This is a genomic window from Actinoalloteichus hymeniacidonis (assembly GCF_014203365.1).
GTDB lineage: Bacteria > Actinomycetota > Actinomycetes > Mycobacteriales > Pseudonocardiaceae > Actinoalloteichus_A > Actinoalloteichus_A hymeniacidonis.
The window spans coordinates 4,976,411-5,002,419 of record NZ_JACHIS010000001.1 but is presented as its reverse complement, the minus strand read 5'-3'; the positions used below and the strand labels follow the sequence as shown (position 1 = coordinate 5,002,419).

General features: G+C 68.7%; 24 protein-coding genes. 11 read left to right on the top strand and 13 right to left on the bottom strand.

The genetic code is table 11. The features are described 5' to 3' along the window. Window positions 1-23 precede the first annotated feature (23 nt). A complete protein-coding gene (locus tag BKA25_RS21010) occupies window positions 24-677 on the bottom strand; it encodes a phosphonatase-like hydrolase (RefSeq protein ID WP_069847268.1) in 654 nt (217 codons plus the stop codon). Window positions 678-868: 191 nt separating this feature from the next. Between BKA25_RS21010 and BKA25_RS21005 the strand changes: the two genes are divergently transcribed. Beyond that, window positions 869-1,630 (top strand): GntR family transcriptional regulator, encoded by a 762-nt coding sequence (locus BKA25_RS21005; protein WP_069847269.1) that lies wholly within the window; start codon window positions 869-871, stop codon window positions 1,628-1,630. 10 nt (window positions 1,631-1,640) lie between these two features. On the opposite strand, the gene BKA25_RS21000 is transcribed toward BKA25_RS21005, so the two are convergent. The 3 genes from BKA25_RS21000 to BKA25_RS20990 all read right to left on the bottom strand — a co-directional run bounded on the left by BKA25_RS21000 (window position 1,641) and on the right by BKA25_RS20990 (window position 5,470). Beyond that, the gene (locus BKA25_RS21000) at window positions 1,641-2,771 is read right to left on the bottom strand and encodes a zinc-binding dehydrogenase (protein ID WP_084642625.1); all 1,131 of its coding nucleotides are present in this window, start codon (window positions 2,769-2,771) and stop codon (window positions 1,641-1,643) included. A 144-nt stretch (window positions 2,772-2,915) separates the two neighbouring features. Beyond that, window positions 2,916-4,040 carry a TIGR03364 family FAD-dependent oxidoreductase gene (locus BKA25_RS20995; RefSeq protein WP_069847271.1) on the bottom strand — a complete coding sequence of 375 codons (1,125 nt, stop codon included), beginning with the start codon at window positions 4,038-4,040 and terminating at the stop codon, window positions 2,916-2,918. Between the two features lie 254 nt (window positions 4,041-4,294). Further along, entirely contained in the window at window positions 4,295-5,470 is a 1,176-nt protein-coding gene (locus tag BKA25_RS20990; RefSeq protein WP_069847273.1) for a glycoside hydrolase family 64 protein, read from the bottom strand. 571 nt (window positions 5,471-6,041) lie between these two features. On the opposite strand from BKA25_RS20990, the gene BKA25_RS20985 reads away from it, so the two are divergent. The 7 genes from BKA25_RS20985 to BKA25_RS20955 all read left to right on the top strand — a co-directional run bounded on the left by BKA25_RS20985 (window position 6,042) and on the right by BKA25_RS20955 (window position 13,686). Beyond that, window positions 6,042-6,992: a GlxA family transcriptional regulator gene (locus BKA25_RS20985; RefSeq protein WP_069847275.1), complete on the top strand. Its 951-nt coding sequence runs from the start codon at window positions 6,042-6,044 to the stop codon at window positions 6,990-6,992. 235 nt (window positions 6,993-7,227) lie between these two features. Then, on the top strand, window positions 7,228-9,642 hold the full coding sequence (locus BKA25_RS20980) for a penicillin acylase family protein (RefSeq protein WP_157420971.1): 2,415 nt from the start codon (window positions 7,228-7,230) through the stop codon (window positions 9,640-9,642). A 149-nt stretch (window positions 9,643-9,791) separates the two neighbouring features. Further along, window positions 9,792-10,412 carry a hypothetical protein gene (locus BKA25_RS20975; RefSeq protein ID WP_157420972.1) on the top strand — a complete coding sequence of 207 codons (621 nt, stop codon included), beginning with the start codon at window positions 9,792-9,794 and terminating at the stop codon, window positions 10,410-10,412. A gap of 120 nt (window positions 10,413-10,532) precedes the next feature. Beyond that, window positions 10,533-11,132 (top strand): copper resistance CopC family protein, encoded by a 600-nt coding sequence (locus BKA25_RS20970; RefSeq protein ID WP_069847283.1) that lies wholly within the window; start codon window positions 10,533-10,535, stop codon window positions 11,130-11,132. 22 nt (window positions 11,133-11,154) lie between these two features. Continuing rightward, on the top strand, window positions 11,155-11,724 hold the full coding sequence (locus tag BKA25_RS20965) for a copper chaperone PCu(A)C (protein WP_069847285.1): 570 nt from the start codon (window positions 11,155-11,157) through the stop codon (window positions 11,722-11,724). Then, entirely contained in the window at window positions 11,724-12,947 is a 1,224-nt protein-coding gene (locus BKA25_RS20960) for a Dyp-type peroxidase (protein ID WP_069847286.1), read from the top strand. The genes BKA25_RS20965 and BKA25_RS20960 overlap by 1 nt, the downstream gene beginning before the upstream one ends. A 238-nt stretch (window positions 12,948-13,185) precedes the next feature. Next, a complete protein-coding gene (locus BKA25_RS20955) occupies window positions 13,186-13,686 on the top strand; it encodes an FBP domain-containing protein (protein WP_069853343.1) in 501 nt (166 codons plus the stop codon). A gap of 27 nt (window positions 13,687-13,713) precedes the next feature. Here the strand turns inward: BKA25_RS20955 and BKA25_RS20950 are convergent, their stop codons facing one another. Then, the gene (locus BKA25_RS20950) at window positions 13,714-14,514 is read right to left on the bottom strand and encodes an SDR family NAD(P)-dependent oxidoreductase (protein ID WP_069847288.1); all 801 of its coding nucleotides are present in this window, start codon (window positions 14,512-14,514) and stop codon (window positions 13,714-13,716) included. Between the two features lie 123 nt (window positions 14,515-14,637). Here BKA25_RS20950 and BKA25_RS20945 point away from each other — a divergent pair, with 123 nt between their 5' ends. After that, window positions 14,638-15,249, top strand: coding sequence for a TetR family transcriptional regulator (locus BKA25_RS20945; RefSeq protein WP_069847290.1), 612 nt, complete (start codon window positions 14,638-14,640; stop codon window positions 15,247-15,249). Between the two features lie 35 nt (window positions 15,250-15,284). Beyond that, window positions 15,285-15,806 carry a hypothetical protein gene (locus BKA25_RS20940; protein ID WP_084642629.1) on the top strand — a complete coding sequence of 174 codons (522 nt, stop codon included), beginning with the start codon at window positions 15,285-15,287 and terminating at the stop codon, window positions 15,804-15,806. Between the two features lie 43 nt (window positions 15,807-15,849). On the opposite strand, the gene BKA25_RS20935 is transcribed toward BKA25_RS20940, so the two are convergent. Next, on the bottom strand, window positions 15,850-16,752 hold the full coding sequence (locus BKA25_RS20935; protein ID WP_069847292.1) for a protein kinase family protein: 903 nt from the start codon (window positions 16,750-16,752) through the stop codon (window positions 15,850-15,852). Window positions 16,753-16,985: 233 nt separating this feature from the next. Continuing rightward, the gene (locus BKA25_RS20930) at window positions 16,986-17,963 is read right to left on the bottom strand and encodes a zinc-binding dehydrogenase (protein WP_069847293.1); all 978 of its coding nucleotides are present in this window, start codon (window positions 17,961-17,963) and stop codon (window positions 16,986-16,988) included. A gap of 176 nt (window positions 17,964-18,139) precedes the next feature. Here BKA25_RS20930 and BKA25_RS20925 point away from each other — a divergent pair, with 176 nt between their 5' ends. Continuing rightward, the gene (locus BKA25_RS20925; RefSeq protein WP_157420973.1) at window positions 18,140-19,024 is read left to right on the top strand and encodes a CPBP family intramembrane glutamic endopeptidase; all 885 of its coding nucleotides are present in this window, start codon (window positions 18,140-18,142) and stop codon (window positions 19,022-19,024) included. A gap of 19 nt (window positions 19,025-19,043) precedes the next feature. Here the strand turns inward: BKA25_RS20925 and BKA25_RS20920 are convergent, their stop codons facing one another. The 6 genes from BKA25_RS20920 to BKA25_RS20895 all read right to left on the bottom strand — a co-directional run bounded on the left by BKA25_RS20920 (window position 19,044) and on the right by BKA25_RS20895 (window position 25,772). Then, a complete protein-coding gene (locus BKA25_RS20920; protein ID WP_069847297.1) occupies window positions 19,044-20,096 on the bottom strand; it encodes a lytic polysaccharide monooxygenase auxiliary activity family 9 protein in 1,053 nt (350 codons plus the stop codon). 297 nt (window positions 20,097-20,393) lie between these two features. After that, window positions 20,394-21,173, bottom strand: a complete 780-nt coding sequence (locus tag BKA25_RS20915) for a DUF5753 domain-containing protein (RefSeq protein WP_157420974.1) — start codon at window positions 21,171-21,173, stop codon at window positions 20,394-20,396. A 114-nt stretch (window positions 21,174-21,287) separates the two neighbouring features. Next, on the bottom strand, window positions 21,288-21,896 hold the full coding sequence (locus tag BKA25_RS20910; RefSeq protein ID WP_069847300.1) for a hypothetical protein: 609 nt from the start codon (window positions 21,894-21,896) through the stop codon (window positions 21,288-21,290). Further along, a complete protein-coding gene (locus tag BKA25_RS20905) occupies window positions 21,893-23,509 on the bottom strand; it encodes a vWA domain-containing protein (protein WP_069847302.1) in 1,617 nt (538 codons plus the stop codon). Before BKA25_RS20905 ends, BKA25_RS20910 begins: the two co-directional genes overlap by 4 nt. Beyond that, the gene (locus tag BKA25_RS20900) at window positions 23,506-24,693 is read right to left on the bottom strand and encodes a toxic anion resistance protein (protein WP_069847304.1); all 1,188 of its coding nucleotides are present in this window, start codon (window positions 24,691-24,693) and stop codon (window positions 23,506-23,508) included. The genes BKA25_RS20905 and BKA25_RS20900 overlap by 4 nt, the downstream gene beginning before the upstream one ends. After that, on the bottom strand, window positions 24,693-25,772 hold the full coding sequence (locus BKA25_RS20895) for a hypothetical protein (protein WP_069847306.1): 1,080 nt from the start codon (window positions 25,770-25,772) through the stop codon (window positions 24,693-24,695). Before BKA25_RS20895 ends, BKA25_RS20900 begins: the two co-directional genes overlap by 1 nt. Window positions 25,773-26,009 lie beyond the last annotated feature (237 nt).

The following is a 26,009-nucleotide window of genomic DNA, read 5'->3' as shown; positions in this document are numbered from 1 at the left end:
CCGTCGCCGGAGCGCGCCCCGGTTCAGAGCTGCAACAGCGCGGGGATCTCCGACACGTCGGCGAGGATCTCCGTCGGGTTCTCCGGCTCCAGTTCGGATCGGCTCTGCGCACCCGAGAGCACCCCGACCACCAGCGCGGCCTCGGCGGCCCGGCCCGCGCGGATGTCCAGCACGGTGTCGCCCGCCGCCAGCACCCGTTGCGGGTCGGTGACCCCGGTCAGCTCCATCGCCCGCCGGATCATGTGCGGCTCGGGGCGCCCGGCGGCCACGTCGTCGGCACACACCACGGCGTCCAGCTGATCGCCGACCCGCCAACCGATGGCCGCCAACAGCGGATCGGTCACCTGGTGATCGAAACCCGTGGTCAGGGCCACCCGAATGCCCTTCTCGCGCAGCAGAGCCAGCGCCTCGGGCACACCGGGAACCGGCTTCGGCGGCGTCTCGACATAGGCGGCGCGCAGTCGCGCGACGAACTCGTCGTGCAACCGCTCGGTGGAATCCGGATCGCCGGTGAGCTCCGCGAGCGCCGCCCGCTTGTCGGCGCCCATCCACCGCTGGATCTCGGCGGGGGCGGCGGGCGTGCCGTGGTCGGCGACGACCTCGGCGAGCACCCGATAGACCGCACCGCCCTCCGCCACGGTGGTTCCGGCGATATCGAGTGCGACGAGTTCGATCACGATGGCTCCTTGCTAGCGGGTGGCGATGATCAGGGGAAATCCGGGCGCGGCACTGCCTCGCGTCGATCCGGCGGGGCCACGGTGGCACCCGGAGACCCCACCGTCAACCAACTTGTCTTGACATCTTTGTCACGTCGGTTGTTCACCGGGACGTGTTCCGGGCACTCCCCGGGGCTTCTACGCTCAGCGCCATGGCAACTCCCTTGCACCGAATCGTGGCCGCCGAGCTTCGAAATCGGATTCGTAGCGGCCGGATCGGTGTCGGCGAGGCACTTCCCGCCGAAGCGGAGCTGTGCCGGGAGTTCGCCGCCTCCCGAGGACCGGTGCGCCAGGCCCTCGCCGCGCTGCGCGAAGAAGGCCTGATCGGCGGCGGCGGACAGGGGCGACGCTCGGTCGTGCTGGACGCCGTGCCAGCCCAGCCCTTCGAGTCCTTCCTGTCGTTCACCCGACGCGCCGAGCTCACCGGTCACGTTCCGGGCCAACGGCTGCAGGAGATCGCGTTGCGGCGGCCGGAACCCGTGGTTGCCGCAGCCCTGCAACTGGAGCCGGACACCCTGGCCGTGCAGCTGATCCGGTTGCGGCTGCTGGACGGCAAGCCCGCGATGCTGGAGCGGATGAGCTACGTCGAATCGGTCGGCCGCCTGCTGCTCAACGCCGACCTCGACGCGGGCTCGATCTACGCGCTGCTGATGGACCAGGGCGTGGAGCTGCACACCGCGCGGCACACCTTCGACGCCGTACCCGCCGACAGCCGGGATGCCGAACTGCTCGGCGTCGCGCTCGGCCACCCGCTGCTGCGCGAACGACGACTGACCACCGATTCCCGAGGCATGCCACTGGAATGGTCCGACGACCGGTACCGCTCCGACATCGCCACCGTGACGGTGACCAACACCCGAAACGGGCGCTCCGGGACCGGTGAGCCCGCCACGGTGAGCCCGCCCGTCTCCTGAATCCCGCTGTTCAGAGCGTGGGCACGACCGCCCGCCGGGGAGCGCCGCCGTCCCGGGCACTGGCCAACGCCGCGTCTAATTCGTCCAGCCCGTACCGACCCGCCACCAGCTCGGTGAACGGATAGGCGGTGTGGTGGGCGGCGAGGAAGTCCACCGCCCGTTGCAGATCCGCGGGCCGATAGTTGTGCACGCCGACGATGGTGAGCAGCCGACGCACCACCCGCTCCGGGTCCACGGCCACCGCCGGGCTGGGCGTCACCGAACCCGCCAAGACCAGGGTGCCGCCCACCGTGAGGGAATCAAGGCAGTCGCGCACCGACTCCGAGGAACCGGACAGTTCCACGGCGATATCGAACTCGTCTGAGTCTGCGTCCTGATCGGCGCCCGGCTCGCGGGTGTCGGCGGCGCCGAAACGACGGGCCGAGGCGCGCCGCGCCGGATCGGGATCGACGGCGGTGACCAGCGCGCCCGCCTGCGCGGCCATCGCCACGGCCGTCAGCCCGAGCATGCCCGCCCCGGCGACCAGCACCCGCGCCCCGGCCAACGATCGATTCGCCGCACCAAGTACTGCGGCGACGGTGGCGGTCGCGCAGGAGGCGGGCGCGGCCACGGTGTCGGGGACCTCGGCGGGCACGGCCACCACTGCGGTGCCGGGTTGCAGCACGCAGTGGGTGGCGAAACCGCCGCTGAGCACCCAGGAATCCGTGAGCGGCTCGTGGCCGTACTTCAGCAGCCGCCTGCACTTCTGCGGCAGATCCGCTTCGCATCGATCGCACTGTTCACACGAGGCGGCCACCGACCACACCACCCGCATCCCCGGTTCGATCGGTACCCCGTCCACCCGCAGCGGCGGTGTTCCCGGCCCCACCGCGAGCACCGTGCCGACCTGCTCGTGGCCGAGCACGCCGGGCGCGGGGGAGCTGCGGCGACCGAAGACGCTGTGCACGTCGCTGCCGCAGACCGTGGCCAGGTCCACCCTGGCCAACACCTCGCCGGGCGCGAGGTCTCGCGGGGCGGCCGTCGACACGACGGTGAAGCCGCGACCCACGCCGTCCCAACGCGCATAGCGGGCCGGACCGCCTACACCGTCGGCTATCGAAGGCGTCCTCGGGCCTGCGTCGGCTGTCTGCGACTGCTCCATGCGGTCACCCTCGCACCCGACACGCCGGCACCGCGCCGTTGTATGCACAGCATCACGCGAAGACTCGCGAACTGGCACCTTCTTGTAGTGACATGTTCGGCGAGGGTTCACCCGTGGCGCCCGTCCCGACCGCGCGGCGCGACCTCAGCCGAGCAGGTCGTCGAGCACCGCAGGCGCGAAGCCGAAGGCGGTGGTCATCCCGATGCCGGTGGTGACGGAGGCGACGCGCACGCCCGGCGCGGGTGCGGCCACCAGGAACGGTTCCGGGGCCGAGGCGTAGATGCCGCGCCACCGCTCCCGCACCGTCAAGGTGGGCACGCCCAACAGCTGCGCGATCTCGGCGAGCACGCATTCGTCGAGGTCCTCGGCCTGATAGGGCGCATGGGTGCGGGCGTAGGAATGGGTGTCGCCGATGGTGAGATCGCCGCCGGGCAGCTGGGTGAACATCAGGTTGAGCCCGAGCTCCAGCAGTCGAGGGCTCTCCCGGGTGATCCGATCGCGAACCTCGGTCAGACTGGGGCACACCGCGAAACCGCCGTAGCGCAGCATCGACAGCCCGGTGAGCACGGCGGAGGAGACCTCGCGGCCGTGCGGATCGGCCACCCGAAGCATGTGCAGGGCGCAGCGCCGCAGCCCATGGTCCTCGGCCAGCGTGGGGAAGAACCGGTCCACGTCGTGCCCGACCGCGAGCACGACGTGCGCGGCGCGGACCCGTCCCCGGCTGGTCACGACCTCGCCGGGCTCGATCAACGCGGCGCTGGTCGAGAAGTAGAATCGCACGCCCCGCTCGGCGAGGTACCGCGCCACGGCGTGCACCGCCTCGCGGGGATCGACCCGCAGATCCAGCGGTAGCAACGCGCCGCCGACCACGTCCGGCCCGGTGGACACCCGCTCCCGGACTCCGGCGGCATCCAGCAGCTGCACCTGGCCGTCCCGTAGCCCGGCGAACTCGGCGAGCACCCGATACTCGTCCTCGGCGCGCGCGACGACCACCGTGCCCGCCTCCCGCAGCCAGAAACCCGCTTCCGTTGCCAGCCGCAGCCAGCTGTGCCGGGCGGCGAGCGCGTAGTCCAGCGCGAGGCCGTCCTGTCCGGTGACGCAACCGTGGCCGAAGTTGCGCACGGAGGCACCGACCGCCCGTTCGTCGCGTTCGACGACGGCCACCGACAGCCCGCGCTCCACGGCGGCATAGGCGTGCGCGAGACCGACGATGCCCGCGCCGACCACCACGAGGTCCACCGAATCGAGCAGACCGGAATGACTTGTCATGACAAGTACGTTCATGGAGAAATGGGTCGGCCGTCAAGCTTGTCGCAGCGTAAGCCGCTGGCTGTTCACCTCGCGTTCGGCTGGTCTCGACGTCCGAATCAGATCAATGCGGTCACCTGTGTAGTCATGATCTCGGGCGGGAAGGGCGCGAACTGCGCTGCCACCCCGAGTTGTCTGCCTAACGGTGCCGGCGAAACCGAACGCCGCCGCCCGGCAGGGAGGACGGCGGCGTTCGACGATCGGCGTTGACCCGATCAGAACGGAGTCAGCGTCACCGTGATGCCGGTGGGCGCGTGATCCTGAACGTAGGAGGCGAACTCGGCGACGTCGTCGAAGGGGAAGCCGTAGGAACGGCCGTCGACGGCGTTCTCGTGCAGTACTCGCGAATAGTGGTTGGACACCGGCGTCTGGTAGAACGCGGCCGGGTCCGTGCTGGGCTGGACGTTGGTGTTGTGCAGCGTCGAGCGGTTCAAACCGGCACCCAGGACCGCGGCGACCGGGCCGGTCACGCCGTCGTTCGGTGCGTGCAGGGCGCCGTTGCAGAAGAAGACGTCCGAGGTGCTGGGCTTGGAGATCGGGGCGACTCCGCCGTCGAACTCGAAGATGCCGCCGTTGACCCGGCCGGTGAAGGTGCGGTTGTTGGCGTTGATGGTCAGCGTCTCACCCGCGTACTTGCTCCACACCTCGTCGATGTAGGGGTCGAAGTAGCTGCCGGAGAACTGGCCGGAGTTGATGCCGTGTCCCGGTGCGATCACGCGCAGGTCGTCGACGACCAGCTGGGAATAGTCCGAGTTCTGGGCCATTCCATTGAAGATGCCCGCCCGGCCGCCATCGACCAGGGTGCCGACGGTCTGCGACTGCTCCCCGGTGAGCTGGATCTCCATCGGGATGCTGAACATGTCGACCATCGTGGTGTTGCAGTACATGCCGGTGTCGTCGAACGTGAATTCCATGCAGTCGTGCAAGGTCCGGTAGTTCGGGTCGGCCGAGACCCAGCCCGCCGGGTAGACCAGCGCGTTGCCGGGGTTGACCTTGAACCTCAGCTTCTCGCCCATCGAGAAGTAGACCCGGCCGGACATGCTCGACAGGTTGATCGTCGTCGGGCCGTTGCCCGCCAACGGGATCGAGTAGTCGGCCCAGCCGTCCGGTCCGTTGTCGGCCTCCGAGACGGCGACGATCGTGCCGTCCGGCGTGATGCGCGCCTGGTTACCGGTGATCCGGTCGACGCCGACGATGTACATGTGGATCGAGGCGTTGTCGTAGGCGCCGGTGTTGTTGACCACGGTCAGCGGCAGGGTGTGCGCGTCGACGGCCAGCCTGCGCACGCCGATCGCGTTCGTGTCGACCCCGCGGCGCAGTTCGGAGGCGAGAGCGATACCGCCGATCGCCGACGCGGCGAGTCCGCCGAGGAACAGTCTCCTGGTCGCCATGCGAGTCTCTCCTGATCTCCGGCCTCAGGCCGGGGAGTTCATGCGGGGGATGAGAGTTGCCATGCCGAGCAGGTGGCGACCGGCGTCCTGGTGGGAGCCGCGTCCGACGTCGATCGGGGTCGACGCGGGCGGTTCCGGTCTTGGACGGTGATGGGCGCATCGTGGGTCGTCGACGCATCGGGGAGGGCGCGTCGACGGGCGCCGGGAGAGTTGATCAAATGATCGTCACTCCTTGATCACGGAATCGCATCGGACCTGCTGGCGCACCTATGAGAACGCTCTCACGATGTTCGATCAATAGGCCGTGCGGCCTAATGATGCCGCTATTCGGCGCAATGGCAAGCCCCTGACCAGGTAACTCTCGAAATGTGCCCGGACAGCCGCACTTCTTTATCACGAATTCGAGCGGGCTGACCGTTGACGGACGTGAGAAGGTGCTCTCTCGACGGCGGGCGCCGGCGTTCGGCAGCCCGCTTCCGATCGGAAGCGGTCACCCGCTACGCCCTTCGATTCTGCGTGATCCGCCGGACGAGGTATTGGCGGGAACCCGTCGAATGGATACTTTCCTGCCATGCATACCGTCGTGGTGCTTGCGATGGACGGCGTAGTGCCGTTCGACCTCTCGGTGCCTGTTGAGGTGTTCGGCCGGGCCCGGTTGCCCGATGGTCGACCGGCCTATCGGGTGCGGGTCTGCGCCGAGACCGACGAGGTCCCCTCCGGTGCGTTCACGCTGCGCGTCCCCTGGGGGCTGGACGCCCTTGCGGAGGCGGACACCGTCATCCTGCCCGGACAGGACCCGGTGGGAGAGCTCTCCGATGTGGTGCGGCAACGGCTGATCGACGCGGCGGCGAAGGGCACCCGGATCGCCTCGATCTGCGCGGGTGCCTTCGCCCTGGCCGAAACCGGGTTACTCGACGGGCTTCGGGCCACCACGCACTGGGTCGCCACCACCGAGTTAGCCCGCAGGCACCCGGCGATCCTGGTCGATCCGAATGTCCTGTTCGTCGATAATGGACAGATCTTGACCTCGGCCGGAGCAGCTGCGGGCCTGGACATGTGCCTGCACCTCGTCCGCCGTGACCACGGTTCGGCCGTCGCCGCCGATGCGGCCCGGCAGGCGGTGATGCCCCTGGAACGCGCGGGCGGGCAGGCCCAGTTCATCGTCCGGGAGGAACCGGCCCCCGAAGGCGCCTCGCTGGAGCCGCTGCTGCGGTGGATGACCGAGAACGCGGGTACCGAGCTCTCCATCGACGACATCGCCTGCCATGCCGCGATGAGCACCCGCACCCTCAACCGGCGTTTCCGGGAACAGACCGGTACCACCCCGCTGCAATGGCTGCACCGGGTGCGCCTGCGGCAGGCGCAATACCTGTTGGAGACCACCGACTACTCGGTCGAACGGGTGGCGGGTCAGGTCGGATTCGGCTCCACCACCACGTTCCGAGACCGGTTCAAACGTCTCATCGGCACCAGCCCGAACGCCTACCGGCGGGCGTTTCGCACCACGGAGGAAAGCCCGTGAATCCCCGGCGCAGTGGCCGCCGAGGGAGCGCCAGGCTCAGAGCCATTCGATCGACAGGTCCCGGGTGCGCGGGCTTCGCCTGAAGCTGGACGGTTTATCGCGGGTCTGGGAATGAATCTGCCCACTCGGTGCGGGGTGGTTCTAGCCACACCGTCGAAGACCGGATGATCGTAGTGTCCGAAAAGGACAGAAGAGCCAATCTTGCCTGGTAGCACGACGCCAGGGAGACCTCATAGTGAATCAACACAAGTCCCCGCCGCTGGGAAAACACCGGAGACGCCTGCCGATCCTGGCCATGACGGCCACGGTCGCCGTCCTGTCGGGGTGCTTCTCCTCGGCATCGGATCCGGCCGAGGCGGGCGGCGCACTCGCCGCGACCATCCGATACACGGAGAAGGGCGTCCCGCACGTCCTCGCCGACGACCACGAGGATGCGGGATTCGGTCACGGCTATGCCGCGGCCCGCGACCACCTGTGCACCATCGGAACGGGGATGGTGACCTTCGCAGGCGAGCGGTCCAGATACTTCGGCCCGGACGAGACGCCCGCCGGTGCACTGACCACGGCGTCCACCAACCTCTCGTCCGATCTCTACTACACGAGTATCAATCAGAGCGGGGTGATCGAGCGGTTGATCGACCAACCCGCGCCGCTCGGGCCGAGCGATGAGATCCGCGACCTGGTTCGCGGCTATGCGCAGGGCTACAACCTGCTCCTCGCCGAGCGTGGTGGGCAGGCCTGCGGGGATCAAGGCTGGTTACGCCCGATGACCGAGATCGACGTCTACCGACGGGCCGCAGCCTGGAGCACCTTCCTCGGGCAGACCGGGGTCAGCGATGCGCTCGCGGAAGGCCCCGCCGAGGAGACCGCCGAATCCGGCGGGTCGTCGATCCCGGAATCCACCGGACCGGACCTGTCTAAGCCGGGCAGCAACTCCATCGCGCTGGGCGGCGACGTCACCGAGAGCGGCCGAGGAATCTCGGTGGCCAACCCACACCTGCCCTGGGGCGGGGACTTCCTCTTCCACCAGGCACACATCACCATCCCCGGTGAATGGAATGCCAACGGCGCGTCCTTCATCGGATTGCCCACCATCACGATCGGCCACAACGCGAGCTTCGCCTGGAGCGGCACCATCGCCGATGCCACCCGGCCGTTCACCCTGTTCGAGTTGACGCTGTCGCCCGACGACCCCACCGCCTACCTCGTCGACGACGAGGCGGTGCCGATGGAACGTCGTGCCGTCACCGTCGACACCCGTACGCCCGAGGGCGACATCGAACCGGTGACCCGCACCCAGTGGTGGACGGAGTTCGGCCCGGTCATCACCCAGCTTCGAGACCTGCCGCTGCCCTGGTCGACCGAGACCGCCTTCGTTCTCGCCGACCCCAACACCGCGAACATGCGCCTGCTCGACTCGTTCTACGCGGTGAGCCGAGCGACCGATATCGAGGAGTTCGACGAGGCGCTGCGGGCACACCAGGGAATCTCCGCGTTCAACCTCCTCGGCGCCGACTCGCAGGGAGACACCGCCTACTCCGGTCGGACGGTGCTGCCCAACGTCACCGATGCACACGCCGAACGCTGCAACACCGAACTGGGGCGGGCCACCTACCAGGAACTCGGCGTCGCGGTGCTCGATGCCGCCCAGGGCGACTGCGCCTGGCCTGTGGACCCGGCCGCAGTGCAGCCCGGTGCCGCCGGACCGGGGTCCCTGCCCTACCTGGAGCGGCGCGACTATCTGGTCAACTCGAACGAGAGCTACTGGTTGACCAACCCCGAGGAGCCGGTGACCGGTTTCGCACGCCTGGTCGGCACCACCGAATCGACCCGCAGCACCCGGACCAGGGGCGCGATCACCGAGATCACCGATCAGCTCGACACGGGTGACTTCACCCCGGACAACACCTGGGATCTGGTGTTCTCCAATCGATCGCACAGCGCCGAACTCGCGCTCGGCGGCACCGTCGAGATGTGCGCAAGCCTGCCGGGCGGCCGAGCCCGAACCTCCGACGGTGTCTTCGTGGACGTCACCGAGGCCTGCTCGGCGTTGGCAGCATGGGACGGCCGCATGGACGTGGACAGTCGGGGAGCCATGCTGTTCAGCCGGTACTGGCTGCCCCTCGCGCGAACGCCCGACGACGTGCTGTGGACCGTGCCCTTCGACCCGACCGACCCGGTGGGCACCCCGAACACGCTGAATCCGGACAACCCCGCGCTGGCCACGGCGCTGGCCGACGCGGTCGCCGACCTCGACGCCGCGGGCATCGCGGTGGACGCGCCGCTCGGCGAGAACCAGTACGTCGAGTGGGACGGCGAACGTGCTGCCATCGGCGGCGGCCGGGGCGAACTGGGCGTGTTCAACGTCGTGGCCAGCGAATGGAACCCGGACGCCGGGCACGACGCGATCGGCGACGGTTTCGGCTCGAACACCAGCAGCTACGTGCACGTGGTGGCGTTCGACGGCGGCGAATGCCCGGACATTCGCACGCTGACGACCTATTCGCAGTCCTCGGATCCGGACTCGCCGCACTTCGCGGACCAGACGCAGTCGTTCGCCGAGAAACAGTGGATAACCGGCCGGTTCTGCGAGGCCGACATCCAGGCCTCGCCGCAGCTGGAAGTACTGGAGATCTCCAACCGGCCGTAGCGCTGTGAGCAAGCCCATCGGATCGTCCGGCGGGCTGAGGCGGTTCGGCACGGACGGGATGCTCGTGGGCGAGCCGCAGGTCAGCGCATTCGGTTGCGGACTGGACGACCAGGTGAGGCTCGGCGCACGGCACTGCCACAATGGCGGATGTGCGGCAGTCGAGAGGTCACCAGGCACCGCGTGGCGTAGCCGCCGCGTCGGTGGCGACCTGCACGGCTCTGCTGTCGCACCTCGCAGGCGGCGGTCTCCCACCGACCTTGTTCGGCGTGGCGGTGCCCTGGGTGCTGTCGCTCATCGTCTGCACGATCCTCTCCGGGCGGAAGCTGTCGCTGCTCCGCATGTCGGCCTCCGTCGCACTGAGCCAGCTGCTGTTCCACATGCTCTTCGTGCTCGGCGCGACGCCGCACGGAGCTGCCCATCATGGGCACGGCGCCCATCACGACCACGCGCAACACCACGCGCCGCCCGCCGACAGCACGCTGGCCATGGTGCAGGGCGATGTCGAGATGTGGCTTTGGCACGGCTTCGCGGCCGTGGTCACGATCGCGGCGCTCTACCGGGGCGAACAGGCGATCCTGCGGCTGCGATCGCTGGCGCGACAGATCGCGATGTGGGCCCGCCGGACCCTGAGCCAGCCGATACCCGTTCCGCTCGGCCCGCCCGACCGGTGCCCGGTCCTGGTGGTGACCGAGGGAACCCGTGGCCTCGGCGACGACCCATTGGCCTGCACCGTGCGGCGGCGCGGACCGCCACGAGTGCGCGTGCTCTGACCTTCATCCGCCGTTCTCGCCCACCGCTGTAGACGGCGTTTCACCCCGCCTCGATTCGATGGCGGGGTCTCTCCCGCACGACAGGCGAGTCTGCGCCGACCGTGCAGATGGGTTGATCCAATGCGCACTTTCCGCATGCTCGGCGCCGCGTTCATCGCGTCAGCCGTTCTCGTCCTCGGCACGGCGCTACCCGCGTCGGCCCACGACGAGCTGATCTCCAGCAATCCGACCGACGGGCAGCAGCTCGACGCCGCACCCGAGGTCGTGTCCCTGTCCTTCTCCGCCGACGTCCTCACGATCGGGGCCGCGATCATCGTCGTCGACGAGTCGGGCACGGACTGGGTGACCGGGGAACCCGAGGTTCGAGACGGTGCGGTCACCGCCGAACTCGAACCGGGACTGGCCGAAGCGGGCTACGAGATCCGTTGGCGGGTGGTGTCCTCGGACGGCCACCCCATCAGCGGGATCATCCCGTTCACCATCGGCGACGGGCAGCCGCTCTCGCGGGCGGCGATGGCCACGAACGTCGAACAGCAGGGTCAGGACCAGGACCAAGAAGCTCAGAGCACACAGGAAACCGAGGGGAACCTGCGCGTTCCCCTGATCGGCGCCGCAGGCGCGGTCACCTCGGCCGCCCTGTTCGCGCTCGTCCACTTCCTTCGGCGCCGCACCCGTGACGGCGCCTCCGACGACTCACCGCAAACCGGCGTCGGCAACTAGCATTTTCGGAAGGCACATTCCTGTGAACACTCGTATCAAGAACACCCTTCGTCTCACCGTCCTGTTCGCCGTCGGCTCGCTTGCGCTGGCCGGTTGTGCGACGGGCAGCACCGCCGACGGGGCGGCCGCCGAGGGCGGGGCCGAGCAGGCGAGCCAGACCGAGGCCGACGCGATCGACATCAGCGACGCCTGGGTGAAGGCAGCGGACGAGGGTATGTCCGCCGCCTTCGGTGAACTGCCGAACTCCTCGGACCAGGACGTCACCGTCGTGTCCGCCACCAGCGAGGCCTCGACGATGCTCGAACTGCACGAGACCGTCGAGAACGAGGCAGGCGAGATGACGATGCGCCAGATCGACGGCGGATTCGTCATCCCGGCCAACGGAGCACTCACCCTCGAACCCGGCGCCGACCACATCATGTTGATGGACCTGACCGAGCCGCTCGAAGCCGGTGCCGAGGTCACCTTCACCCTCACCTTCTCGGACGACTCGACCTTCGAGTTCACCGCACCGGTGAAGGACTACTCCGGCGCCAACGAGAGCTACGAGGGCGACGCGGACATGGACGCGGACATGGACATGGGGCACTGATGGACGCTCCCGACAGCGACAAGCGTCGGGGCGCGTCGACCCGGCGACGGTTCCTCCTCGGGGGAGCCGTCGCCGGCGTCGGCGCCGCAGCCGCGATCGGCCTCGACTACGGCATCAACCGCGCCGCCGAGAGCACTCCATCGGCGGCGCCGCCGCGCAACGGGGACGAGGTCGTCCCCTTCCACGGCACCCATCAGGCGGGTATCGACACCGACGCCCAAGCCCATGCGACCTTCGTCGGACTCGATCTGAACGCGGATACCGATGCCGACGCACTGCGGCGGCTGATGCGCATCCTCACCGACGACGCAGCCCGACTCACCCAGGGCGAGCAGGCACTGGCCGACTCCGAACCGGAACTGGCCATGGCCCCGGCTCGGCTCACGGTGACCTTCGGCTTCGGGCCCGGCTTGGTCGCCCTCGCGGGCGGGGACCGACCCACCTGGTTGGCCTCGCTGCCCGCGTTCGAGACCGACCGGCTGCAACCCGAGTTCAGCGACGGGGATCTGCTCATCCAGATCGCCGCCGACGATCCGATCACCGTCGCCCACGCGACCCGGATGCTGTTGAAGGACAGCCGAAGCTTCGCGAAGGTGCGCTGGACGCAGCATGGCTTCCGCCGCGCCCACGGCACCGTCGCCCCGGGCACCACCATGCGGAATCTCTTCGGCCAGGTCGACGGGACCACGAACCTGGCCCCGGGCACCGAGGATTTCGACCGGCTCGTCTGGTCCGCGAGCGGGTGGCTCGCGGGTGGCACCGGGGCGGTGATCCGTCGGATCCACATGGATCTGGACAAGTGGGACCGGCTCGATCGGGGCGGTCGGGAACAGTCGGTGGGCCGCTTTCTCCACAACGGCGCGCCGCTGACCGGCGAGAACGAGCACGACGAGGCCGATTTCACCGCGACCACCGCGATCGGTTTCCCGGTGATCCCGGAGTTCTCGCACATGCGTCGGGCTCGCTCCGACAATCCGGACGAGCGGTTCTTCCGGCGCGGCTACAACTACGACCAGCCGCCGACCGGCGAACAGGTCTCCGATTCGGGGTTGATCTTCGTGTCGTTCCAGGCCGACGTCGACCGGCAGTTCGTGCCCATTCAGCGGCGTCTCGACGAACTGGATCTGCTCAACGAGTGGATTGCGCCGATCGGATCGGCGGTGTTCGCGATCCCACCCGGATGCGAGCGCAACGGCTATATCGGTGAGACCCTGCTGGGCTGAGGCGTGATCGCGTGCGGCGGCGGTGGGCCATCCGCCGCCGCACGCCTGGTCGGTGCCGTAGGGGGCGAGTCATCGCCGACGCCCGGTGCCGGGAAATCCGTTCGACCGAACCGACCCGGGCGTCCTACCGTCGTCGGGTCGCCCACCGGGATGGCCGAAATCGGGCTGTCGGCGCATTCACGTCACGGATCGGTGGGCGAGTGTCCGGCGACGAAGGTTTTTCGACGAGGAGGCAGTGGTGCAGCCGCTATCGCAGGATGAGATCAGACGATCGTTCGTGAACTGCTCCAAGGGCGAGGCGAAATCGCTGTCGTTGCCCGCGAAGTTCGAGACGATCGACTGGGATAACCGCGACTTCCTCGGCTGGCGTGACCCGAAGGCCCGAGACCGCGCCTACCTGGTCGCCATGCTCGTCAACGGGCCAGTCGGGCTCGCCTTGCGTGCCGCTCCGGAGCGGCGCAGCGCGATGCGGTCGAACATGTGCGCGTTCTGCCAGGTGACCCACAGCCTGACCGGGATCGCGCTGTTCTCGGCCCGGCGTGCCGGTGCGGCCGGTCGACACGGCAACACCGTCGGCACCTACGCCTGTGCCGACCTCGCCTGCTCGCTCTACCTGCGGGGCAAGCGCAAACCCGAGCTGCGACAGACCAAGGAGAGTCTCACCGAGCAGGAGACGATCGACCGGATGCTCGGCAATCTCGACAACTTCGTCGAGCAGGCCCTGCGCGAGGACGTCTGAGCCGGTCGGGCGGCGAGGGCCGCGCCGCTACCGCTGCTGTGCGATCGAGGCGGCGACCGACAGCGTCCGACGCCTGCTGAGCAACCGGGGTCCCACTGCGGTGATCAGGCGGTTCCGTCTGCCGGATACCGTGCTGGGCGGCGGGTTGCGCCGGTCCAGCGCCCGCAGTCCGCTGGCGACCACCTCACGCGGGGTCTGGAGTGGGGCACTGGCCACCATGTCGTGGGTGCCGCTGACGTCGAAGAACTCCGTCCTGGTGGCGCCGGGGGAGAGACACAGCACCCGAGGCCCCAGCTTTCGGGACTCCGCCCAGAGTGCTTCGGTGAAGCTCAACACGAAGGCCTTGGTCGCCGCATAGACCGCCATATACGGGATCGGTTGGTAGCCCGCGACGCTGGCGACGTTGACCAGCACCCCGCGCCGGGCGGCGCGCAGCCGCCCGATGAAGGCCAGATTGATGTCGACCAGGTTGGCGATGTTGACGTTGATCTGCTCGCCGATCCGAGCCGGGTCCTCGGTGTGGAACGGGCCGGAGGTAGCGAAGCCCGCATTGCCGATCAGGCTCGTGATGTCTAAATCGAGCTGGTCGACCTGTTCCGCCAGCTGTCGCCCGGCCGCCGGTTTGCTCAGATCCAGTGGCAGCACGGTGGCCCGGATGTCGTGGGCCGACGTGAGCTCGGTGGCCAATGCCTCCAGGCGGTCCTTCCTGCGGGCCACCAGGACCACGTTCGAGCCCCGGCCTGCGAGCTGCCTGGCGAACTCGACGCCGATTCCGGAGCTCGCGCCGGTGATCAGGGTGGTCTGGTTGCGGTAATCGACTGCTGTCATGACTGCTCCCGGGAGAAGAACGACTGACTCTGCTGCACCATACGTCGAGTGTGGCACTTGGTGCCACGATGGTACGGGGTGTCACGTTGGTACGGAGTGCGGCCGGGGGCGTAACCTCCGCCCATGACCGGTGCAGATGTCGAGAACCCGGGATTGCGGGAGCGCACCCGACGCGCCGTGCAGGCCGAGATAGCCGCCTCGGCGATGCGCCTGTTCATCGAACAGGGCTTCGACAACACCACGATCGACCAGATCGCCGCCGAGGTCGGGATCTCCCGCCGCTCCTGCTTCCGGTACTTCGCCTCGAAAGAGGACATGGTGTTGGGCAGCCTCAACGAGACCGGATTGAAGGTCCAGACGGCCCTGGCGGCCCGGCCCGCCGACGAAACGCCCTGGCCCGCGCTGCGAAGCGCCTTCGAGACGATGCTCGCCGACCCGTACTACACGCTTCAGGTCTCCCTGGAGATCTCCAGGATGTTGCACGAGGTGCCCTCGCTACGGGCCCGCAAACTCGAGAAACAACTGCGGTGGATGGAACTGCTGGTCCCGGATATCGCCCGTCGGCTGCGGGCCTGCGGAGCCGAGGGAGACCTGGACGTGCAGGCCAAGGCGATCGTCGCCAGCGCACTGAGCTGTGTGGACGTCGCCGTCGAGGCCTGGATCGCAAGCGAAGGCGCCGAGACGGTCGAGGACCTCTACGACGAGGCCGTGCGGGCCGTCCGAGGTACCGGCTGAGTCGTGGCCGAAGTGCACCGGTTCACCATGGGCAGATGAGTGAAGCCGATCTCCCCGGACCACGACGGTTCCTGGTGCTGCATGACTACGGGATGGGCGGGCTGTGGTGGTGGATTCGAGGCGAAACCGCTCGGGAGATCGTCGAGAACCTCGCCGAAGTGCAGGTCGTCGAGGACCCGGATTCCGTGAGCGCCGCCGAGGGCTGGGAACTCGATGAGTACGAGCTTGCCGACGTAGACCACGATGTCGCGCTCACCGAACTGCGTGCGCAACGAGCCGAACAGCGAGACCGGCCCGGCTTCGCGGCGCTGGTGGGCAGAACACGGGTCTTCCTGCGTTTCCCGCCGGACGAGGAGATCGACGGCGTGGTCGACCTGCTGGAACTGGACGCGGCTGGTCGGCGGGTCCGGCAGATCGAACAATGGCCCGACGGAACCTCGAAGCGCTCGGTGGCGGCGGACTGGCCGATCAACTCGCCGCACGACCTCTACGACCCGCAGTACGCGGCCATGGAGATCGACCAGTGCGAGTTCGAGGCGGTATGGGATCGCGGCTGAGCCCGACCGCGCTCGCCGGATCGCCTGTTTGCGTCGGCCCGCGTCAGTCGGCGGCCGCCATCTGCTCGGCCAGTTGCGCCCTGCCCTCCGCGAGGAAACCCGGGTCGTCATGCTGGTGCGCCCACACGATGGTCGACAACGCGCCATAGGCGTGCTGGCAGCGTTGCGCGTGCAGCTCGGCATCGGTCGGCGTCCGCCCGTAACCCGTGAAGAAGGCTGCGGCCAGCTCGGGCCGATCCCGCCAGTATCGAGGCAGCATCCGCTCCGTGTCCGCCAGCCAACGATCTCGCCCGGCCCGGCCGAAATCGATCAGCCGCAGCGTTCCGCTCGCGTCCACCAGCCAATTCCTCGGCTGGAAATCGAGGTGCGAGGCCACCGTCACCGCAGGCCCGAGGGCGACCAGCTCGCCGACCCGGCGCACCGCGAAGTCGATCTCGGCGCTGCTCAGCAGACCGGCCCGGACACCGATGGCGATCCAGCGATCCAACTTGGCCACCAGCCGCGCGGACGGTGCCGGGTCGGTGTACGGCGGCACGCAATCATGCAGTCCGCGGGCCAACTCGCCTGCCTGGCGGTGGATCGCGGGGTCCTGTTCGCCCGCCTCGGTCGGCGCCGAGGCACCGGGAACCCTGGTCATCACCAACAGCTGGGCCTCGTCGTCGACATGCACGAGCTGGGGAGCCCGATCGCCGAGCGTCGGTGCCCAATCCCGCAACGCGGCCTTCTCCCGCTCATAGTGAACGGCTTGGCGCGAGGTCTTGGCGATCCAGAGCGCACCATCGCGGGCGGCGAGCTCCAGCACCAGAGCCTCGCCGTGCGGCATGGACCGATCCCCGAGGATCTCGCACGGACCCAGCAGCCGAACACACCGCAGGCGGACCGCCTCGGCCGTCGGCAGCTCGACGATCCGGGTGGGTGTCGGCCGGTGCAACGGTGATTCGGACATCGCGCGGCCTACTTTCGATGCGCTCGGGATCGGGAAACTCGGCCCCTGCAAGATCACCGAGGCTCCGGTACCGACGATAGCGTCAGGGAATCCACCCCGAACCGGAGAATCGACGGGCGGCCATTCCCGCCGAGGGGCCGGAATCCCGCCGATTTCCATGATCATGTCAGTTGTGGCCGAATGCAATGCCTGCTCGACACTCCGCAGTTGCCCGCCGTCACGGCGAAGGGGAATCAGACGGTCAGCACGACCGCTCCGACGGTCTCCCGGTTCTCCAGGGCGCGATGGGCCTCCGCCGCCTGGGACAACGGGAAACCACTGATCGTCGGGGTGAGTCGGCCCTCGGCGGCGTCGGCCAGCGCCAACGCGGACAACCGCTCCCAGCTGCCCGCCTTCCTGGTCAGCTGGGGTCCGAGCACCCAACTGGCGGTGAGGCTTCGGTTCGCCAGGTCGGCCGTGCTGAGCTCGGTGGGGGCGCCCGAGGCCATCCCGTGCAGCAGCATCCTGCCGCCGACACCGAGCAGTTCCAGTGCGGCCCGACCGATGTCGCCGCCGGTCCCATCGAGGACCACCGTGACCTCCCGGCCCGCGAGCTCCGCCCGAACGCGCTGTGGCCAGTCGTCGAGCAGGTAGTCCACGGCCACCTCGGCCCCGAGCGTGCGCACCCGCTGCACCTTCGCCGCTCCGCCCGCGATCCCGACCGCAGTGGCCCCCGCCGCGACCGCGGCTTGGACGAACAGACTGCCCATCCCGCCCGCCGCCGAGGTGATCAGTACGACATCCTCGTCGGTGAACTCGGCGAAGTCGATGATCCCGCGCGCGGTCCCACCGCTGCCGAGCATCGCCACCGCCGCCTCTGCGGAGAGTTGCGCGGGCAGCGAATGCAGCGAATCGGCCTCGGCGATGGCCAACTCGGCATAGCCGCCCTCGCGGCCCGTTGCATTCGCCGCGACACGCTGGCCGAGCCAGGACTCCGCCACCCCGGGGCCGACCTGGTCGACCACCCCGGCCACCTGGCTGCCCGGCGTCGTCGGAGTCGTCCACGTGTTCGGACCCACCGTGCTGCCGGTGCGCAGCCGGGTATGGATCAGGTGCACTCCGGCGGCGGCGACGGCGATGCGTACCTGTCCCCGGGCCGGAATCGGGTCCGGCACCTGGAGATAACGCAGATTCTCGGCGGGGCCGAACTCGAGCAGTCGTATCGCATACATGGACGTTCCTCGATCGATCGCGGGAAGTCGGTGTGTCGGTCGCCATCGATCCTGCAACCTCAACCGGAGTTCGGGTCAAGCTGCACCGATGGCGTGACCCCGACGACCCGCCGAGCGAAGAGGGTCGAACAACCGGCATACCGGACATCGGAGGCGTTCCTGATCTGATTTCCGATATGACCACACCGTCTCCCTACGGCGAACCTGCGATCGGACCGGTCGATACCGCCCGTTGGGTCCTGCCCACGTTGGCCCCGATCCTTGCCGTTGGCGGCCTCGCCGTCGCGGTCGTCGGCCCCGAGACAGCCTGGCGTGAACTATCGGCCGCCTCGGTGTGGGCGCTGTTGATGCTCGCCCTACTGGCGCCGATCGTGCTGGTAGCGGGGCTTCGCACGCCCGGAGCTCTGCGCGCCTCCTCCGTCGCCGGGGTGTTCCTGGTGCTGACCGCGCTGTCGGTCTCGATGCCCAGGATGGGGGTGTTCGCCGACCTGGAATGGAACTGGCAGGGCAAACTCCTAGACCTCGTCTGGGTCGGCGTGCTGTTCATCATGCTGCGACGCTGGGCGAGCACCGAGGCGGGACTCCGGTGGCGACCAGAACCCGGCTCGCTGCGCTCGGCGCTCCCGCCCATCATCGGGATCTTCGTGGTGGTGGCCGGTATGACGATTCTCAGCGCCATCCTCGCGCCCGGCTCCGTGGCGGTGCCCAACGCCGAACGCCTGCTCTTCGACGCGACGGTGCCGAACCTGACCGAGGAACTGATCTGGCGCGGCGCGATGCTCGCCGTACTCGATCGCGCTTTCGGCACCCCGTGGCGCTTCTTCGGGGCCCCGGCCGGAATGGGGCTGGTACTGACGAGCATCGGTTTCGGGCTCGGCCACGGGGTCCTCTTCGACCCCGTGAATGGCGTGGCGGTCAACCTCGGCGCCATCGTCGCAACCGGAATCGCCGGGCTGTTCCTGGGATGGGTCCGGGCCAGAACCGGTTGTCTGTGGCTGGCCTTCCTCGCGCACTGTGCCCCGGAACTCGGCGTCGACCTCGGCGCACTCCTGGCGGCCTGACCGGGCAGGACGAGCGGGCTCAGACGAACTCCACGTCCGAACAGGACACGAAGAACTCACCCGCCAAGGTGCCATCCGGCAGTCGAGGGCCGCCATGGCCGCCCCAGACGTTGACGACCATGTGCCTGCCGTGTTTGGTCCTCGGGATCGCCTCGGTGCAGTAATTGGTGATCCCGGGATCGCCGTGGATCTCGGTCATGAACGGCACCGGCTCCAGATCGTCCCAGGACAACACGCCATCCGGATCCCAGTCGTCCTTGGTGATGAACCACTGGTGGGTCCAGGTCGGGTCGACGTGGTGGGCGTTGTAGGTGTAGGAGAAGGCATGCTCGGTGTCGGCGGCGGACAGGATGGTCGTCGGCCACTCGCCGACCAGATCGAGACCGGAGAAGGCCGGATTGCCCGCCGAGGCCACATCCTGGCCTCGGAAGAACTTGCGGTACTCCAGGTAGGAGCCGTTCCACGGTGGATCGGCCAGCATCGCGGCTGCGGGCGGCGCGACCTCCTGCCAGGTGGCGCTGGTGTTGAGTTTCCTGGCCTGGATGCAGATATCGGCGGGATCGTCGTCGCGGATCGCCAACACCGCCCGGCTCGCGGGGTGGCTGAGGCTGCCGTGCCGCAGACCCGCCGCCGGATCCCGCGACGGTCCCGTGGCGGGGCCCACCGAGGTGTAGGGGCGGGGAGAACCCGTGTCGACGACGATCTCGTTGCTGAACTCACTCCAGGAACCGTTGTCCAGCTTGGCCCGGATCTTCACCCGGTACTCCAGATCGGGTTCGGTGCCCAGACACACCCAGTGCGAACGGGCCAGGATCCAGCCCGGCGCCTCGGCGGGCCAGAACAGCCCGACGGTCTGCTTGATCCGCCCGCCGTTGAGCCACACCTCGTAGAAGTGGGGATAGGCGGCATCGCCGTCGTTCCAGTCCGCAGGCGGCGGCCATTCGCCCCCGCTATTGGCGCCCACCGTCCACTCCAAGAGGATTCCATGAAGCGCAAGGTCGCCATCCGACCGGACGACTGCGGCCGCCCCCAGTGAATGCGGTGCCACGATCTCGAGAATGCTGGAGCTCACGGTGTCGTTCCCTTCCCTGGCTGGAGATCCATCGGGATGCAGACGCGCGGTGATCTTCCTTTTCGAAGTTAAGGCCAAGACGGAGCAGGTGACAGGGTCTGGACCGATTCTGACCGCATTGAGTGAACGCAGGACGGGAATGGTTGCCCCAGAAGGGCATTCGCCAGTCGGGTAACGCGCCGAAAGAAACAGTCCACTGTGTCCCGGAACGTCATTCGGCGACCATGCAACGCGCATTGCCGCCCAGGCCGGAGGCGCCGATTCGAAACGCGAAACCCGGTCAACAACCGAGGCGGATCAGAACCGTGCCTCCAACTCGGAGATCAGCCGGGCGAGCAGCGTGGCCGAATCTGCGGGCGACAACGCGCTCCCAGCGAGCGTCCGGATCATCTCGGTGAAGACAGCGGTGTCCTCGTCCCGATCGAAGGAGCCACGCAGCCTGCCGTGCTCCAGATGCACGACCGTCGACCGCAGCGGGAACTCCAAGGCCTGGAACCCGCCTTCGAGGCGAACCCGACCACCCGCGCTGGTCGGAATTATCCGCACGCACACATTCGGCAGCCGGGACATCGTCAACACATGGCGCAACTGCTCGACCATCACGACCGGTCCGCCGATCGGCCGGAGCAACACCGGCTCGTCGATGAACGCCTCGAACTCCACGGGGCCGCGCTCGCGGGTCAGGATCGCCTGTCTGGCGAGCCGGGTATCGAGATCGGCGGCCAACTCGCCGGAGCCCCGGCCATCGACGGTGAACAGCTCGCGCGCGTAACCGGGGGACTGCAGCAGCGCGGGGAACAAGACCAGCGCGACATCGACGACCCGGGTGGCCTCGGCCTCGAACGGCACCGGACCCGACCACTGCCTGGGAATCTCGCCTGCCGCCCAGCCGCGCGCGATGCGTTCGTAGCGGCGCCGACGGCGGGCCCGCATCGCCTCGTAATCGGACCGGCGCAGCGGCAGCGTCGCGACGTGTCGTTCCCAGGCGGCCGAGGTGCGGCCGGCGTCCACGTCGGCGACATCCGGATCGGTCGACGACGAGAGCGCCGTCGGTTCGCCGGGGCGGGACATCGCCATGCCACCAGCGTATTCGCCCGTGGTGGCACCCCGCACCGTAATTAGCGGAACACCGTGGGTGATCCACCGATCCTCGGTGCCAGCCGAAGCAGGCCCGACGGCGAACCGGACGCCTCAACGCTCCCGGTCGCGCTCATCCAGATAGCGCGAGAGGTCCTGCTGCTCACGCACGTCGTTCGCGTAGAACCTCTCGGCGGCCTGGCGCGCCGAGCTCGACAACAGATCCAGCTGGGTCAGGAGTTCGTCGGTCGCCGAGCGCTCGCCTCCGGGGTGAGCGGTGACGGCGAACCACCTCGGCAGGTTCAGATAGATCTGCACCGACTGTGGTAGATCCAGTCGCGCGATCCTGGTGATCTCGTGCCGGATCTCCGGATCGGCGGCAAGCTGCGTCGGCCGCTCCATCACGCCGGCGAGGATCTCCGCGATCTCGTGCACCCTGGCCACCGTGTCACCCGGCATCCGATCGTGTTGCGCGTCCACCTGGGCCAGCAGACTGTCCAGATCGGACCGCAATCCGCCCACCTCGGCCTCCGGATCGGCCGGGATCAGCGTGACCCGCTCGGGCGGCGCGGCCAACGCACCCACCGCGTAGAGACCCGCGGTCACCGGCAGCCAGTACACCCCGGCCAGATCCGTCAGGTACAGCAGCATGCCCACCAGGCCCGCCGCCGACCCGACCAGGTTCTTCGTCGAGCCCAGATACCGCCACAGCCGCTTGATCATTGATACCCGCGAATCTCGTCGAAGACGCTGGCCAGGTCGACGCCGTCGCCCGGATCGAACATCGCGCCGCCGGTCGAGTCCGCCACCTCGGCCATCTCCTCGCGGTCGCCCTCGCCCAGCGGAACGGTGAACACCGGAATGTCGCGCCACGCCGCAGGGAAGTCCGCGTGCTCGGCTTGGAAGGCGGCGAGATCCGCGCCCTCGGCGTTGTCCCCGTCGGTCATCAGCACGATGGAGGTGAACCGGTCCGGGTCGGCCTCGTCGGCTTCGCCCGCGAGGCGGTAGGCCGCCAGCAGACTGTCGTAGATCGCCGTGCTGCCCGTCGCCGTCAACCCATCGGCGGCCTCGGCGATCCTGGCCAACTCCGCCGCAGGCTCGGACTCGGGCACCGTGAACGTCTGCGGCGGCGCAGGTCTCGCCGTGAACGGCAGCAGGGTGACCTCCTCCCGGCCCCGAACGCCCCGATATCGCCCGAGCGTCGACCGGTCCCCGCCGGTGAGGTCGGTCAGCGCCGTGCGCAGCGCCTCGATGCGCTCGCCCGCCATCGAGCCGGAGGTGTCCAGGACGTACACGGTTCGCGAAGGGCGTCGGATCTCGTTGAAGTAGGCCGACAACAGCGCGTCCACCGAGTCGTCGGTGGCCGGGAACGGGAGTTCCAGCAACTCGGTGTCGCCGAACTCCTCGGACAACTCCACGCCCGGCACCACCGGGCGGCGGCGAGTGGTCTCCATGATCGACCGCTGGACCTCCGGTTGCCGGAGGTACTCGCTCAGCCTGCCGTGCGCGGCGCGGGCCTCGTCGTCCGAGTCCGCCAACAGGGTGAGTGGATAGTCGGCGGTGACGACGCCGTCGGTGGGATAGAGCAGGGTCAGCGGGTCGGGCAGCGCCGGGTCGTCCGCCAACGCCAGCAGCTCGGACTCGTAGTTGATCAGTCCGTCCACCACGTCGCCCGGTTCCTCGCCACTGGCACGCGAGGTGAACGCCCCGGTCAACCAGCGGGACGAGCCAGCGGACACCGTCTGACCCCGGAAGAACTCCGTCAGCTCCGGGGTGATCCGGCGAACCTGCTCGGCATCCACCGCACTACCGGTGTCGGCCAGTGCGGAGGACACCGCGACCAGCGCCGAGAACCCGGAGTTCGACGCCGATGGATCGGTCATCCCGTAGGTGAAATCGCCCGCGCCTGCGGCCTCGCCGATCCGCCGCCAGTCCACCGGTTCGCCCACCCAGCCCAGCCGTTCGACCACCGGGGTGGACAGCGCCAGCAGCACCGGGGAACTCATGATCTGAACCTGTTCGCCCAACAGACCCGCCGTGTCGGGGATCGCCTCCAGATAGCGGTTGGAGGAGAACCAGATCGCGTCGTAGGCGTGATTCAGCACCGAATCCGAGGCCAGGATCTCCGCGCCCTCCAGGGTGCCGGTGAACTCGAACTCCACCGTCACCCCCGTCTCGGCTGCGGCCTGTCGCAGGATCGACTCCATATCGGCCAACTCGCTGCCCGCCAACACGCGCAACGTCGTGGTCTCCGGAGTGTCGGGATCCGCTCCGGTACAGGAGGCCAGCGTCGCCACGCACAGCAGCGCGGCGACGGCGATGGTGGGCGTCCTCATCGGCTCTCCTCAGGGGTGTCCTCGGCGAGACCCGCCTCGTGCGAGCGGCGCAGGTATGCCTCGGAATGGCGGATCTCCTCGGACAACGCCTGGACGGTGGTGGCCATCGAGTCCACCGCCGAGGCCCGGAAGCCGTCCACGGCGTCGATGGCCCGATGAATCCGATCGAAGGACTCGCGGATCGTCGACACGGCGATCGTCGGATCGGTGCCCGCCTGGCGAACCTGTTCGGCCTGGGTGGCCAGTAGCTCGCTGTTGGAGCGCAACAGGCCGTCGGTGACCGAGGACAGCGCGTCGACCTCGTCGAGCACGTCGCGTTGGTTGGCCAGCGCGGCACTGATCACCAGCGCGATCCGCAGCGCCGCGACGGTGGTGGTGACCGCCCGATCGACGCCCCGGATCAGCTCGTCGTTGGTGCGCCGCAACAGATCCAGCGCCAGGTAGCCCTGCGCGAACACCGCGAGCTGGGTGAGGATGTCCTGACGCCGTCGCCGAAGCGGGAACAGCACGTCGGAGCGCAGCGCGGTGACCCGCTCCGGGTCGACCAGCTCCAGCAGACCCGCCTGCCGTTCCACCGCCTCGTCCACCGCCTCGGTGAACAGGGCCGCGTCCGACAGCCTGCCCATCGCCGCCCACAACCGCTGCCGTTCGCCCTTGAGCGATGCATTGTCGCGGCGCAACATGTCCTGTCGGCCCCGCAGCTCCATTATCAGGGCGTTGATCGGTTCGCCTGCCGCCCGGTAGCGGGCGATCAGGGCGTTGTGATCTCGGCTCGTGGTGAACAGCCCGAACAACCGTCGTCTCGGCTGTCCCGGGTCGGCGGGAGCGAGTTCGACGACCTTCCGGCGCAGCACCGCCAGGCTGTCGGTGAGCTTGGCCTGACTGGTGTCCGAGCCCAGTCGGGTATCGGACAGCCCCTGCATCGACCGGTCGATGAGCCTGCCCGCCGTACTGGCGGCGATCCGCATGTCCGCTTCGCCGACCGTCAGCAGCCGCTCCAGTTCATCGCCGAAGCCGGGGGAGCGCACATCCAGTGCGGCGAGGCGGTCGGCGAGTTCGCCTGCGCGCGCGGTGGCGGCCTGCCGGTCTTCCTCGGAGACCGGGATCAGGCCCGCGACCCGCTCCGGAGGAATCGGCCCGACCGGCTCCGGCGGGGCGAGCACCAGATCGTCGTCGGCCGCCATCAGTACTGCTCGGCGATGTCGTCCAACAGCCGTTCGAGGGTCTCGAACGACGGCGGTTCCACCACGTCCACCAGCTCGGGTGGCACCGGGACGTCGTGCTCGGCGGCGATCTCGCCGAGTTGTCCCGGATCCGAGGTCCGGAAGCCGTAGACGGCGGCCAGCCTGCTCAGCTCGGGGTCCTCGGTGAGCAGCCTGCCGACCTGATCGCCGTCGTCGGTCAACGGGACCAGCGTGTGGGTGGAGAACACGGTCGGCGAGGTGTACAGCAGTCGCATGTCGTCGTTGATCGAGCCGTCGCCCCGGATCTGCCGATCGAGGAACTGCGACTCGTAGATCAAGGCCAGCGGGGTGCGTCCCATGCCGCCGGAGCCGAGATAGTCCTCGAAGGGGCCCTCGGTGGTGTTCTGGGTGTAACCCTGGTCCAGGAACAGCTCGCCGACCTCCGCCACGACCTCGGCCTCGTCCTCCGTGGAGGCCACCACGGCCTCGTCGTTGGCCACATAGGACACGATCGACAGATACATCGCCGCCGAGTTCGATTCGCGCGGGTCCGTCGTGGTGATCAGCACGTTCTTCCTGGCGGGGAACTCCGTGTTGTCGGGTAACTCGTCCCACCGGGTGTCGGCCCTGGTCAATTCGAGATAGGCGGCGATGTCGAGCACCTGGTGTCCCGCACCGGCCGAGCGCACCACGCCCTGTTCGGTGAGCAGCTCGACGATCGGGGCGAAACTGGCCACGGCCATCGGCGACTCGAAGGGCTCGTAGACCGTGGAGACATCGCGATCCCGTTGGATCCGCTCGGCCGCCGGGCTGCTGGCGGGAAAGGCGAAGGCGTACTCGCCCAGCGCGACCGAGGTCGCGATCTGCCGTGAACCGGCCGAATCGACCTCGACTTCGAGTCCGTGTTCGGCGAACGCCTCCCGCACTCGTTCGTCCTGGAAGAAGGCGAGCTTCTCCGATCCGATGACCCCGCGCACCGAGGTCAGCTCCGTGTCGTCCTCGTCGCGGCCCAGAATGATCGCCACGCCCACCGCGATCAACAGCACCGCTGCCAACGCGATGGACAGCCCCCGCTTCACGTGAGTTGCCTCCGACGTCCGTTGATCCCCCTGCCGCTGATGATCGGGCTCGTTGGACTCGATCGACTCGCGATGCGGGTGTGATCAGATGAACACCGAATGAATCCCCGGTGCGCGCGACGGATTCGTCGAAGCGGGGCGGCGGAGGTGGCCGGATCTCGCCGAGCGGCGCAGGTGGCGGCGCGACGGGATCGAACGGCCGGACGGCAACCGCGAGGAAGATCATAACCGGCGCGC

Coding starts and splice junctions, on each gene's coding strand:
- BKA25_RS20985 (WP_069847275.1), top strand. CDS start 6,042: ATGCATACCGTCGTGGTGCTTGCGATGGACGGCGTAGTGCCGTTCGAC.
- BKA25_RS20990 (WP_069847273.1), bottom strand. CDS start 5,470: ATGGCGACCAGGAGACTGTTCCTCGGCGGACTCGCCGCGTCGGCGATC.
- BKA25_RS20950 (WP_069847288.1), bottom strand. CDS start 14,514: ATGACAGCAGTCGATTACCGCAACCAGACCACCCTGATCACCGGCGCG.
- BKA25_RS20960 (WP_069847286.1), top strand. CDS start 11,724: ATGGACGCTCCCGACAGCGACAAGCGTCGGGGCGCGTCGACCCGGCGA.
- BKA25_RS21005 (WP_069847269.1), top strand. CDS start 869: ATGGCAACTCCCTTGCACCGAATCGTGGCCGCCGAGCTTCGAAATCGG.
- BKA25_RS20930 (WP_069847293.1), bottom strand. CDS start 17,963: ATGTATGCGATACGACTGCTCGAGTTCGGCCCCGCCGAGAATCTGCGT.
- BKA25_RS20935 (WP_069847292.1), bottom strand. CDS start 16,752: ATGTCCGAATCACCGTTGCACCGGCCGACACCCACCCGGATCGTCGAG.
- BKA25_RS20925 (WP_157420973.1), top strand. CDS start 18,140: ATGACCACACCGTCTCCCTACGGCGAACCTGCGATCGGACCGGTCGAT.
- BKA25_RS20900 (WP_069847304.1), bottom strand. CDS start 24,693: ATGGCGGCCGACGACGATCTGGTGCTCGCCCCGCCGGAGCCGGTCGGG.
- BKA25_RS20945 (WP_069847290.1), top strand. CDS start 14,638: ATGACCGGTGCAGATGTCGAGAACCCGGGATTGCGGGAGCGCACCCGA.
- BKA25_RS20995 (WP_069847271.1), bottom strand. CDS start 4,040: ATGACAAGTCATTCCGGTCTGCTCGATTCGGTGGACCTCGTGGTGGTC.
- BKA25_RS20970 (WP_069847283.1), top strand. CDS start 10,533: ATGCGCACTTTCCGCATGCTCGGCGCCGCGTTCATCGCGTCAGCCGTT.
- BKA25_RS21000 (WP_084642625.1), bottom strand. CDS start 2,771: ATGGAGCAGTCGCAGACAGCCGACGCAGGCCCGAGGACGCCTTCGATA.
- BKA25_RS20905 (WP_069847302.1), bottom strand. CDS start 23,509: ATGAGGACGCCCACCATCGCCGTCGCCGCGCTGCTGTGCGTGGCGACG.
- BKA25_RS20910 (WP_069847300.1), bottom strand. CDS start 21,896: ATGATCAAGCGGCTGTGGCGGTATCTGGGCTCGACGAAGAACCTGGTC.
- BKA25_RS20915 (WP_157420974.1), bottom strand. CDS start 21,173: ATGGCGATGTCCCGCCCCGGCGAACCGACGGCGCTCTCGTCGTCGACC.
- BKA25_RS20940 (WP_084642629.1), top strand. CDS start 15,285: ATGAGTGAAGCCGATCTCCCCGGACCACGACGGTTCCTGGTGCTGCAT.